The sequence below is a fragment of the Citrobacter sp. CRE-46 genome (assembly GCF_059615875.1).
The window spans coordinates 2952231-2964648 of the sequence record NZ_CM184341.1 but is presented as its reverse complement, the minus strand read 5'-3'; the positions used below and the strand labels follow the sequence as shown (position 1 = coordinate 2964648).

General features: G+C 53.7%; 10 protein-coding genes. 1 reads left to right on the top strand and 9 read right to left on the bottom strand.

Features of this window, described 5'->3' with window-relative positions; translation table 11 throughout:
* Positions 1-24 precede the first annotated feature (24 nt).
* The 4 genes from AC534G_RS14400 to ppsR all read right to left on the bottom strand — a co-directional run bounded on the left by AC534G_RS14400 (position 25) and on the right by ppsR (position 4450).
* Positions 25-2010 carry a TonB-dependent hemoglobin/transferrin/lactoferrin family receptor gene (locus AC534G_RS14400; protein ID WP_199981168.1) on the bottom strand — a complete coding sequence of 662 codons (1986 nt, stop codon included), beginning with the start codon at positions 2008-2010 and terminating at the stop codon, positions 25-27.
* 74 nt (positions 2011-2084) lie between these two features.
* Positions 2085-2273, bottom strand: coding sequence for a hemin uptake protein HemP (gene hemP / locus AC534G_RS14395; protein WP_038640207.1), 189 nt, complete (start codon positions 2271-2273; stop codon positions 2085-2087).
* Between the two features lie 170 nt (positions 2274-2443).
* The gene (gene aroH / locus AC534G_RS14390; protein ID WP_087856695.1) at positions 2444-3490 is read right to left on the bottom strand and encodes a 3-deoxy-7-phosphoheptulonate synthase AroH; all 1047 of its coding nucleotides are present in this window, start codon (positions 3488-3490) and stop codon (positions 2444-2446) included.
* A 126-nt stretch (positions 3491-3616) separates the two neighbouring features.
* Positions 3617-4450 carry a posphoenolpyruvate synthetase regulatory kinase/phosphorylase PpsR gene (gene ppsR, locus AC534G_RS14385; RefSeq protein WP_038640212.1) on the bottom strand — a complete coding sequence of 278 codons (834 nt, stop codon included), beginning with the start codon at positions 4448-4450 and terminating at the stop codon, positions 3617-3619.
* Between the two features lie 328 nt (positions 4451-4778).
* Between ppsR and ppsA the strand changes: the two genes are divergently transcribed.
* Positions 4779-7157 (top strand): phosphoenolpyruvate synthase, encoded by a 2379-nt coding sequence (ppsA, locus tag AC534G_RS14380; protein WP_110498198.1) that lies wholly within the window; start codon positions 4779-4781, stop codon positions 7155-7157.
* A gap of 67 nt (positions 7158-7224) precedes the next feature.
* Here the strand turns inward: ppsA and fadK are convergent, their stop codons facing one another.
* From fadK to AC534G_RS14355, 5 genes are all read right to left on the bottom strand, one after another.
* Positions 7225-8862 (bottom strand): medium-chain fatty-acid--CoA ligase, encoded by a 1638-nt coding sequence (fadK, locus tag AC534G_RS14375; protein WP_038640218.1) that lies wholly within the window; start codon positions 8860-8862, stop codon positions 7225-7227.
* 81 nt (positions 8863-8943) lie between these two features.
* Entirely contained in the window at positions 8944-9237 is a 294-nt protein-coding gene (locus AC534G_RS14370; RefSeq protein WP_110498196.1) for a ferredoxin family protein, read from the bottom strand.
* Positions 9234-10523 (bottom strand): FAD-dependent oxidoreductase, encoded by a 1290-nt coding sequence (locus tag AC534G_RS14365; RefSeq protein ID WP_110498193.1) that lies wholly within the window; start codon positions 10521-10523, stop codon positions 9234-9236. Before AC534G_RS14365 ends, AC534G_RS14370 begins: the two co-directional genes overlap by 4 nt.
* 55 nt (positions 10524-10578) lie before the next feature.
* Positions 10579-11514 (bottom strand): electron transfer flavoprotein subunit alpha, encoded by a 936-nt coding sequence (locus AC534G_RS14360; protein WP_110498191.1) that lies wholly within the window; start codon positions 11512-11514, stop codon positions 10579-10581.
* Between the two features lie 21 nt (positions 11515-11535).
* On the bottom strand, positions 11536-12300 hold the full coding sequence (locus tag AC534G_RS14355; RefSeq protein WP_085049448.1) for an electron transfer flavoprotein: 765 nt from the start codon (positions 12298-12300) through the stop codon (positions 11536-11538).
* Positions 12301-12418 lie beyond the last annotated feature (118 nt).

The window sequence follows — 12418 nt, the reverse complement described above, 5'->3', positions numbered from 1 at the left end:
CCCCGGCGAACCGGGGAAAAGTGATTACCACTGATAACTCACGAAAATTTTGCCATTGCGGCCATCCTGCGGAATGCCCTGCGGCGACCAGTACTCTTTGTCGAAAGCGTTGCCCAGGACCAGTGTGGTGGTCATGCCTTTTAGCGCCTGTTGCCCCTGATAGCTCACGTAGAAGTCGTTTACCGCATAGCCGGGTTGTTTGGCGTAGCTGCTGCTGATGTGCGTTGAGCGGTCAGCAAATGTACCTATCCAGCCAACGGAGAAACCGCTGTGTGCAACCGGCACGTTCAGTTTGCTGGTGACGGTGTCCGGGTTAATGCTGGAAATGTACTCGCCCGTGTCAGTATCTTTACCCCGCGTGCGGTTATAGGCCATATCGAGGCTGAACAGATCGGCGGTGTATTTCGCCATCATGTCCCAGCCCCAGATTTTGGCGTTGGGTACGTTATAGGACATGGTCGTCGCAGCGGCAAAATCGACGCTGGTGGAGATGTAATCTTTGGCTTTGGTGTCGAAATAGCTGGCTTTAAATTCGAGCGCATCGCTCGCCATCAACAGATCGTCAAAGCGCAGGCCAAATCCGTATTCCTGTGTTTCGTTGGTTTCCGGACGCAGGTTCGGGTTTGGCACCCAGTAATTGGTGTAAAAACGGCCAATCGAGAAGTGTTTCGCGTCGTTATACATCTCGCCCATGGTTGGAGCACGGAAGGCCTGAGCGTATGAACCGAAAAGCATCAGCCAGTCGGCAGGCGCAACGGTGAGTCCAGCGCGGGACGACCATTTATCGGCATCGACATCTTCATAACCGTCGCTGCTACCGCGATAAGAGTCATACCGTGTCCCCCCCAGCAGCGTAACCGGCAGGTCGCGCAGGGTGATTTCATCCTGTAGCCAGCCGGAGCTAAAATCGATTTTTGCCTCCGGGAAACCGGTGGTTGCGCCGCCCGGTTGTTGTTCCTGACGATAGTATTCACCGCCGTAGGTCAGTAAGTGAGAAGCAAATGAATCGGTAAACAGGCGGCTACGGTTGTCGACTTTCCCGCCTTTGGTGGTCTGCTTGCGAAATTCGCCGGTGCTGTCCGTGTTTTGTGCATTAATGCGCGCTTCGGACCAGTAGATGCGGGCATCCGCGTTTAGCCAGTCATTATCCGCCGGGGCGAGGGAGTAGGTCAGTTGCGCATCGCGCTGGATGGTTGAGCGATCGGTCATCGGATTGCTGGTGGTATCCGCCGCGCTGGTTTGTGGATTTTTAGGTTCCCGGGCATCATTGTTGTAATAACGCAGCGAGCCGGCCAGCGTCTGGGCGCTGTCAATTTTCCAACTGCCTTTCGCCAGCATATTGTTAATCGCTTCATCGTTCGGGGCGGTAGTGCCGTCGCTCTGGCGCAAATTACCGCGATCGCGACTGGACCAGGCCAGCAGCCCGTCGAGGGTATCGGTGCGGCCAAATGCGCTGGCGCCCATACCGAGGCTGTGATCGCCGGTAGCCGCGGTACCGAACACGCGATAACCGCTATTCTGACCCGCCTCCAGTAAGTCTTTAGCATCCGCAGTGTCATAGGCGATTACGCCGCCCAGCGCGCCGCTGCCATACAACAGTGCGGAAGGGCCGCGCACCACTTCAATCCGCTTGATTAGCGCCGGATCGAGGAAGGTACTGTTCAGGTGCCCGGTATCGGTTCCCTGGCGAACGCCATCCACCAGCACCAGAACGCCGCGACGGTCATAGCCGCGCAGATTGACGTCCTGACCATTTGTCCGCCCCGTACCGTCAAGGGTCAGGCCCGGAACCTTTCGTAACAGGTCGGCTGCCGAGCTGGCTGTCTGGTTTTCAGGTGCAGTAGCGTCGATAACGCTGACCATCATCGGCGCTTCAAAGGCGCTACGGGGATTACCGGTGGCGGTGACGGTCATATCCTCTACTGCCGCCCAGGCAACGACGGGAAGATTACTGACAATCGCCAACGCCAGGAGCGACGGGCGCAAGGATGCGGTGTGCAGGTGGGGCATAGCAACTCTCCATTAGAAAATCGAAAAGCGCTGGCTGCCTGGGTATCACCTGGGTGGCTGGCGAAAAGTGTCGTTTATTTAGTCAGAATGAGTTTTCCAGCATGGGTCTGGCGCAGCAGGTAGTGCTGGCCATCGTGCTCTATAATCACGCGTCCTTCTTTGCCCAGCAAACTTTTACTGTCAATGCGACGCTCGGTTGCGGCGACGGCAGGCGGTGTTTTTTCTTTTGCAGGCGTAGCTGTTGTGTTATCCATACGTGACATAGAGTTTAAAAATAGCAATCAATGTAACAATGATAATCATTATCATCAAACTGCAAATGTGCGGCAAGCGTTTTTGTGAAATAATTGTGACGGGAACAGTTTTTGCACAACAATGAAGGGAAAAACAAAGAATTACCACCGGGCAACGTGGTGTTACCCGGTATACAGCGTTAAAAACGGCTATCAACCGCCGAGGCGAGTTTGTCCACCAGTAGTTCAGTATCTTCCCAGTTCAGGCACGGGTCGGTAATCGACTGACCGTAAACCAGCGGCTGACCGCTGACGATTTTTTGCGTGCCTTCACGCAGGAAACTTTCCGCCATGATCCCGGCAATCGCCGTCGAACCGTTGCGAATTTGCTGGCATACGTCATCACACACTTCCAACTGACGGCGATGCTGCTTCTGGCAATTACCATGGCTGAAATCGACGACCAGATGCTCAGGCAGGGAAAATTCGTGCAAGGTATCGCAGGCGGCGGCAATATCTTCAGCAAAATAATTCGGCTTTTTACCGCCGCGCATAATGATATGCCCGTATGGATTACCGCTGGTCTGATAAATGGTCATCTGGCCGGTTTTATCCGGGGAGAGGAACATATGGCTGGCGCGGGAGGCGCGAATCGCATCGACGGCGATACGGGTATTACCATCCGTCCCGTTCTTAAACCCAACCGGGCAGGAAAGAGCAGACGCCATTTCGCGGTGGATCTGGCTTTCGGTGGTGCGCGCGCCAATGGCGCCCCAACTGATTAAATCAGCAATAAACTGGCCGGTCACCATGTCGAGAAATTCAGTCGCCGTGGGGACGCCCAGTTCGTTGACCTGCAGCAGCAGTTTACGCGCCAGCTCAATGCCGTGGTTCACACGGTAGCTGCCGTTCAGGTCCGGGTCGGAAATTAAGCCTTTCCAGCCCACGACGGTGCGTGGCTTTTCAAAATAGGTACGCATCACGATTTCCAGACGCGTCTGGTGCTTTTCGCGCAGCGCCTGCAGGCGCGTCGCGTATTCCACGGCGGCATCGAGATCGTGAATTGAGCAAGGGCCTACGATCACCAGCAAACGGGGATCTTCGCCATTCAATATTTTTTCTATCCGGCGTCGGGAGTCCGTAACATGACGGGCGACGGAGGACGAAACAGGATGCCGCTGCGCAAGCTCTGCTGGAGTGACCAGGTTGTCAATACGCGCAGTACGGAGTTCATCGGTTCTGTTCATTACTTGTCTCAGAAATTTGTTGCTTCAACGGCAGGACTACCGGGAAGTGATGTGCATCACAATATCACACTCATCCGGCCTGGTGGCGAGCATAATAACAAAAAATTGAACCAATGCACTAGCATTCTAGTACATGCGGCGATTCAGCCCCATAATGTCGAGGATCTTGGTAGCAATCTCTTCTACCGAATAGTTGGTACTGTTTAACCATGGGATCTGATTTTTCCGGTACAGCGCTTCCACTTCGGCAACTTCCATCCGACACTGGCGTAGCGAGGCGTAACGGCTGTTCTCTCGTCGCTCTTCGCGGATCGCCGCCAGGCGTTCGGGGTCGATGGTCAGACCGAACAGTTTATGCTGCAGCGGCTTCAGGGATGTGGGCAGCACCAGATTATCCATATCATCGGCAATAAAGGGGTAGTTGGCCGCGCGGATACCAAACTGCATGGCCAGATACAAACTGGTCGGGGTTTTGCCGCAACGGGAAACACCGAGCAGGATCACCTGCGCCTGATCGAGGTTGCGCAACGAAATACCATCGTCATGGGCAAGGGTGTAATCAATAGCGGCAATACGCGCATCGTACTTGTTGAGGTTGCCGGGATTCAGGCCGTGGGTACGATGGGCAATCGGCGTTGGGTCGAGCTTCATCTCTTGCTGCAATGGAGCGACCAGCGCCTGTACGATATCCTGACAAAACCCCTCGCTTTGCAGAATGATCGAGCGGATTTCCGGCAAGACGATGGAGTAAAACACCAGAGGACGCACGCCGGTTTGTTGGTAAATGGCGTCAATCTGGTCTTTAACCGCGCGCGCGCGGCTCTCGTTTTCAACAAACGGCAGCGTAATGCTGTTGATAGTGACCGGAAATTGCGACATTACCGCGTGGCCCAATACCTCGGCGGTGATGGCCGTACCATCAGAAATATAAAAAACGTGACGATCAACAGCATTATCCATTTTGCGCATCCTGGGGCAGACATAATTCTCTGAAAGCATAAATTAAAATTCGCCAGAAGCGAATATTGCGCCATCACTTTTATAAAGTGAAACGCTATTTTTATATTTAATGAAAAGTGCATTTCATTTTTCGGAACAAATGTTTATACCGGTAGTTTTTGTGGTGATCCCGTGTCGCTCGCGGGTTTGCGCAAATGCGGAAACAATCTTAAAAAATAAAAAATAAAGTTGCTTGAACGATTCACCGTTTTTTTCGCCGCGGTAAATATGCAAAGATAAATACGCAAAATTGAGTTTCCTAACCTCGTTCATATATAAGGATTGTTCGATGTCCAACAATGGCTCGTCACCGCTGGTGCTTTGGTATAACCAACTCGGCATGAATGATGTAGACAGAGTTGGGGGCAAAAATGCCTCCCTGGGTGAAATGATTACTAACCTTTCCGGTATGGGAGTTTCCGTACCGAATGGTTTTGCAACAACCGCCGATGCGTTTAACCAGTTTCTGGACCAAAGCGGTGTAAACCAGCGCATTTATGAGCTGCTGGATAAAACGGATATTGATGATGTTACCGAGCTTGCGAAAGCCGGGGCACAAATCCGCCAGTGGATTATCGACACTCCTTTCCAGCCGGAGCTGGAAAATGCCGTCCGCGATGCCTACGCGCAGCTGTCAGCAGACGATGCCCAGGCATCTTTTGCCGTGCGTTCTTCCGCCACCGCAGAAGATATGCCAGATGCGTCATTTGCTGGTCAGCAGGAAACCTTCCTTAACGTCCAGGGCTTCGATGCTGTCCTGGTCGCTATCAAACACGTATTTGCTTCGTTGTTTAACGACCGCGCGATCTCTTACCGTGTTCACCAGGGCTATGACCACCGTGGCGTGGCGCTTTCTGCTGGCGTCCAGCGGATGGTGCGCTCTGACCTTGCGTCCTCAGGCGTTATGTTCTCCATCGATACCGAATCCGGTTTCGACCAGGTAGTGTTTATCACTTCCGCATGGGGTCTGGGCGAGATGGTGGTGCAGGGTGCCGTTAACCCGGATGAGTTCTACGTGCACAAACCGACTCTGGCGGCTAACCGTCCGGCGATCGTTCGTCGCACCATGGGATCGAAAAAAATCCGTATGGTCTACGCGCCAACCCAGGAACACGGTAAGCAGGTGACCATTGAGGATGTGCCGCAGGAACAACGCGATATTTTCTCTCTGACCAATGATGAAGTGCAGGAACTGGCGAAGCAGGCGGTACAGATCGAGAAGCACTACGGTCGTCCGATGGACATCGAATGGGCGAAAGACGGTCATACCGGCAAGCTGTTCATTGTTCAGGCTCGTCCGGAAACCGTGCGTTCTCGCGGGCAGGTGATGGAGCGGTATACGCTGCACGCCCAGGGTAAAATTATTGCTGAAGGTCGCGCCATCGGTCACCGCATTGGCGCCGGCCCGGTCAAAGTTATTCACGACATCAGCGAAATGAACCGTATTGAACCCGGCGACGTACTGGTGACTGATATGACCGACCCGGACTGGGAACCGATCATGAAGAAAGCGGCGGCGATTGTGACCAACCGTGGCGGTCGTACCTGCCATGCGGCGATCATTGCCCGTGAACTGGGGATCCCTGCCGTGGTTGGCTGCGGCGATGCCACCGAGCGCATGAAGGATGGTGAGAAGGTCACTGTCTCCTGTGCCGAAGGCGACACCGGTTATGTTTACGCTGAGATGCTTGATTTCAGCGTGAAGAGCTCCAGCGTGGAGACCATGCCGGATCTGCCGTTGAAGGTGATGATGAACGTCGGCAACCCGGACCGGGCTTTTGACTTTGCCTGCCTGCCAAACGAAGGTGTCGGCCTTGCGCGTCTGGAATTTATTATCAACCGCATGATCGGCGTGCACCCTCGTGCGCTGCTGGAGTTTGATGACCAGACGCCTGAGCTACAAAATGAAATCCGCGGCATGATGAAAGGTTTCGACTCTCCGCGTGAATTCTACGTTGGTCGTCTGACGGAAGGGATCGCGACGCTGGGTGCGGCGTTTTATCCGAAACGCGTCATCGTGCGTATGTCGGACTTTAAGTCCAACGAATATGCTAACCTGGTCGGCGGTGAGCGTTATGAGCCGCACGAAGAGAACCCGATGCTGGGCTTCCGCGGGGCGGGCCGTTACGTTTCAGACAGCTTCCGCGACTGTTTCGCACTGGAATGTGACGCGGTGAAACGTGTCCGTAACGATATGGGTCTGACTAACGTTGAAGTGATGGTACCGTTTGTACGTACCGTTGCCCAGGCGAAAGCGGTGGTTGAAGAGCTGGCGCGCCAGGGGCTGAAACGCGGCGAGAATGGCCTGAAGATCATCATGATGTGCGAGATCCCGTCTAACGCCCTGTTGGCTGAACAGTTCCTTGAGTACTTCGATGGCTTCTCCATCGGCTCAAACGACATGACGCAGCTGGCGCTGGGCCTGGACCGTGACTCGGGTGTGGTTTCTGAACTGTTTGATGAGCGTAACGACGCGGTGAAAGCGCTGCTGTCGATGGCGATTCGCGCTGCTAAGAAACAGGGCAAATACGTGGGTATTTGCGGTCAGGGACCTTCTGACCACGAAGACTTCGCGGCCTGGCTGATGGAAGAGGGGATCGACAGTCTGTCGCTGAACCCGGATACCGTCGTACAGACCTGGCTGAGCCTGGCTGAACTGAACAAGTAACATTATGCCTTATCCGGCCTATTCAACGTAGGCCGGATAAGATGCGTTAGCCTCGCCATCCGGCACTTTATCCTGCAACACTCTCCATGCTCAAACGTTTAATAATATCCTGACGAAGCTGGTATTTTTGTACCTTGCCGGACGCTGTGCGCGGTAACTTCTCGACAACCACGATATGCTCCGGGTATTTATACTTTGCTACACGTTTGCGGCTAAAAAAGGCGACGACAGATTCCAGCGACAGCGAATGATGCGGGGCTTTTAGTACCACATAAGCGCATGACCTTTCACCTAACCGTTCGTCCGGCATCGCGACAACGCAGGCATCATGAATGCGTGGATGTTGCAATAAAATATCCTCTACCTCGCGGCTGCTGATATTTTCCCCTCCGCGCACAATAATATCTTTTTTACGCCCGGTAATTTTGATGTATCCCGCGTCATCCATCCGGCATAAGTCGCCACTGTAATACCACCCCTCTTTATCCAGCGCGCGGGCGGTCAGTTCGGGTTCATCGAGGTAGCCCATAAAAACATTGGGGCCACGCGAGGCCTCTTCACCTTCTACTCCTGCAGGCAGGGTATTGCGCGCTTCATCGACGACTTTAATTTCGACCCCTGCGGCAGCATAGCCGTCGGTGGTCATCATGCGGGAAGGTGAATCATCGAGATTGACCAGCGCATGCGGGGAGCTCTCCGTTGAACCATAAATGCTTAACAATTTAATGCCGAGCCGTTGGCAGTCACGGGCAATCTTTTGCGGAATGGTGGTGCCTCCGCATAAAAAAAAGCGTAGCGATGAGAGATCGCAGGCGCGTTTTTCCATGCGACACAACATGTCATAGACAAATGGCGTTGCGCCGAGTACGCAGGTGCAGTGCTGTTGCTCCAGCAGATCGAGACAGGCGTCTGGGGTAAAAATATCCAACAACACGCTGCGTGCGCCGATTAAAAACGGTGCGGTAACGCCATGCAGAAAACCGGTAGCATGTCCAAGCGGCGCGGGCATTAAAAACACATCTTGCCAGGTGAGATTGAGACGGGCGCAGTAGGCGCGTTCGCTGGCAAGGATATTGTTGTGGGTTAACATTACGCCTTTCGGCATTCCCTCGGTTCCGGAGGTAAACAGTACCGCTGCCAGTTCATCCGCGTGAACGTTAATCGTTTGATTTAACGGCGGTGCTAAAAGCAGTTGGCTGAGTGCCTGTGAGGTGGTTGCCGGCGCCAGTTTATCCACGGCGACAATCTGTTGCAGATGCGGTAACTGGTTTTGTAAGGGGAGGATCAAATCGACCGGCCGGGTTTGTTTAAACAGGGTAGGTGCGAAAAAAATCTTCGCTTTACATTTATTTAATACCCATACTAACTCCGCTTCGCGCCAGGCGGGTAGTAACGGGACGGAAACGGCTCCGGTTTTCAGGCAGGCCAGATAAATAATGGTAAATTCGCACCAGCCCGGCAACTGGAAAGCGACGCGATCGCCGGGTTGAATACCGCAGGCTAAAAACCAGCTCGCCAGACTGCTGGCGGCACCGTCGAGTGCGGCGTAGGTATATGAAGCGCCATGGTTATCAACCACGGCGATTTTATCCGGCATGGCTCTGGCTGTTTGGTTCCAGTAATCGCCAAGCGAAGCATCTCCCCATAAACCTTGTTGTCGCCAGGCATCGCGACGTTCGGCGTTAAACGTTAGTGTGATACTCATTCGTTATTCCCTGGAAAATATCGACATACGTCTGACCGGATTGGCCGTGGAGGCCGATCCGGGGTACAACGGCTCAGTCCATTAGCCGTAGCGAAAATCAATGCCAAATGTTCCTGCCGGATACTCCCATTGTTCGAGGATCGTATCGCCGCACAGCACCCGACAGGTGCCACACTCCAGGCAGCCAGCAGAATCAAAATGAATATTCCCACTCTCGTCCTGCTTATACAGTCCGGCGGGACAGGCCTTCAGCAGTTTGCGAAATTCATTCAGATCGGGATGTGCGGCCAGAATAATGTGCGGGTGACCTTCATCGACATTGAATTTATTGACGCCCAGCTTGACGTCGACGTTAACGGTATTGTCCTGACTCATAGCGCAGTTGCCCCCTTGATGCCGTCTTTCAGTAAGTTCATCAACCCAATTTTCTTCGCATGGGACATCATCATCTTACGAATCGGTTGGTTCGGGCGTCCGTCAACGGTGAACATATCGTTCATGATATCTGCGACAATGCGAGGGTATTGGGTAAACAGGCGCGGGTTTTCCATCAGCGCCGGGATCTTGCGAAAATGCTGTAAATCACGCATCACACAGCCCTGTTCGAGGGCGCGTTTGTAGTCCATCAGGCTGCTGGCGGAGAAGTCCTGGCGTTCTTTGGCTGCAATGGCGGTTTGGGCAGCGGCTTCTGCGGAGGCTATTGCTAAATCCATACCACGCACCGTGTAACCCAGATTCAGACAGAAACCCGCGGCATCGCCGACGATCATTACGCCGTCATCAACCAGTTTGGGTACCATTGCCAGACCGCCTTCCGGCACCATATGCGCGGAATACTCCAGCAGTTCTCCTCCCGCAATCAGTGGACGAATAGTCGGGTGTTGCTTAAAGTCTTCCAGCATTTGTGGAATACTTTTCGTTGCGTGAGCAATATCCCCCAGCCCGCATACCAGCCCCAGAGAGACCGAGTCCTGGTTGGTATACAGAAAGCCTCCCCCCATCAGTCCATCAGACGGTGAACCGGCAAACAACCAGGCAGCGCCTTCATCGCCTGAGAGGTTGAATCGATCTGCAATCACAGCCGGAGGTAAGCCGATCAACTCCTTTACGCCAACGGCATAGTGGTGAGCAGAAGAGGGAGGGACCATCCCCAGCGACCGTCCTAATATTGAGTTGACGCCATCGGCCAGGATGACAATATTGGCTTCCAGGATATCGTCACCAGCTTGCACGCCGGTGACCTTATTACCTTCGCGGATCAGCGCATCAACGCGGACGCCGGGGATGAACTGCGCGCCGGCCTGTTCTGCTTTTTCCATCAGCCAGGGATCAAGTCGGTTGCGCAACACGGTGTAAGAATCCTGCGCTGGCGCGTTGTCTTTATCCCGATGAAAGTCGAGCGTTACGGCGCTCTCTTCGGTCAGGAAGGATATTTTTTCGCGGGTCACTTTACGTTCGAGTGGTGCTTCCTGCGCGAATCCCGGCATGATGCGTTCCAGACTATGCGCATAGAGTCGCCCACCGGTCATATTTTTACTGCCCGCACTGTTTCCGCGTTCGATGACCAGCACGTCCAGTCCGGCCTGCGCCATAACGTAGCCTGCAACTGTACCCGCCACGCCAGCACCGACCACAATGGCATCGAATTTTTCATCTGACATGCTTTATGCTCCTTTCCCGCCGCGAAGCAGCGGGAGATGTGCGTTAAATGGGGGGTTAGCGGCTGAGATGTTCGATAAGGGCCGGAACAACTTTGTAGATATCGCCTACCAGGCCGTAATCGGCGTAATTGAAAATAGGGGCTTTTTTGTCTTTATTGATAGCGACAATGACTTTCGCGCCGTTACCGCCGACCATGTGTTGAATTTGTCCTGAGATGCCTAACGTGAGGTAAAGGTCTGATTTCAGTAACACACCAGAAACGCCAATGTAGCGTTCGCGCTCCATCCAGTTTTCGCCTTCGGCAATCGGGCGTGAACAGCCCACTTCTGCACCCAGTACCGCTGCCAACTGGTGCACCATCTCCAGATCGTGTTGCGCAACCAGGCCGCGCCCCACGCCAACCACACGTTTGGCTTTACTGAGGTCCACGCTGCTCACGGATTTGGCGCGACGTTCCTGGCACATAATTTCATGAAGCGGTGCGATGTAAGCTGCCGAGACAACAGGACAGGTGTGCGATGCGTTTTCCGCTACGGGTTCAAGCACCCCTGGGGCTAGCGTGATAATTGCCAGCGCGCTTTTGATTTTTTCTTTGCCGAATGCCAGACCACCATACATGCGGTGCTCTGCGAACACGGTGTCATCCTCAAGCGTCACCGATATTGCGTCGTTCACCATTGCGGCATTGAGTTGGATGCTTAACCGTGCCCCAAGTGATTTCGCGCGCTTTGTAGCGGGCATCAACAGCATTCCGGCGTGTTCTTGCATCTGCGCTGCAATGGTTTCGGCGTAATTTTCAACACGCTGTAAACCGGAGGGGGCTTCGAGCACGATTATCTCATCGGCACCCAGAGGTTTAACCTGATTAGCTTGTTCGCTGCCTTGTACAATAAGATGGACGTGTTCACCCCACTGACGCGCGCCGGCCATTAATTCTGCGTAGCGTTCTACGTTATCGCTGAACACCCATACGTTAGCTAATTTACTCATGATAATTTCTCTCCGTTGAGCTTAGTTCAGGGCTTTTTTCAGGTGTTCCGCCAGTTCGGCAATGGCTTCAGCCGAGTCATTTTCCAGAATGATGTGCTTACGTTCTGTTTGTGGCGGTACCGTAAGGCTTACCAGTTCCGCTAACGGTGACGCCGGCGTCCAGCCAATATCGCTGGCTTGCCATGTTGTGACGGGCTTTTTACCCGCGCCGAGAATGGCTTTCATTGAGGGAATACGCGGCGTGTTGATATCCGAGGTTACGCAGAGTACAGCGGGGAGCGGCAGGTCAATCACTTCGACTTCATCTTCCAGCGTACGCTCAACCACAATGCGGTCGCCATTACGTTGGATGTTGCTGACGGCGCTAATCACCGGGAGTTGCAACAGTTCGCCAACCAGTAAGCCAACCTGTTGGGCGTAGATATCCCCCGATCCTTCGCCGAACAGCATCAGGTCGAAATTCATATTTTTGGCCGCGCAGACCAGCGCCTGAGCGGTGTCGCGGGGCAATGAATGCTCCAGCTGTGGATCCTGCACCATGAACAAACTGTCCGGTCCACGCGACAGCACGTCTTTACGCACTTTGGAATTTTGCAGTAGCGAGCCGCCCACGGTTAAAGCGACGATTTCATCACCCTCCGTACTCAGTTGCGCCGCGGCCTCAATCGCATTCAGATCAAACTGGCTGATTTTGGCGTCGGCCCGGTCAAAGTTAAGCGAACGCTGTGGGGTAACAACAATGTCCTGTTCTTCAGGCACCAACTTAAAGCAGGTTATTATTTTCATGGCATCTCCAGTCATCCACAGTAGGGAAAATTAACTGAAAATAGTGTGCGGCAGAGAGGGGACTGTTTTCGACGGGGCAATCTGTTTTCATTCCCAACAATCTTGCAAAAAAAAGTGC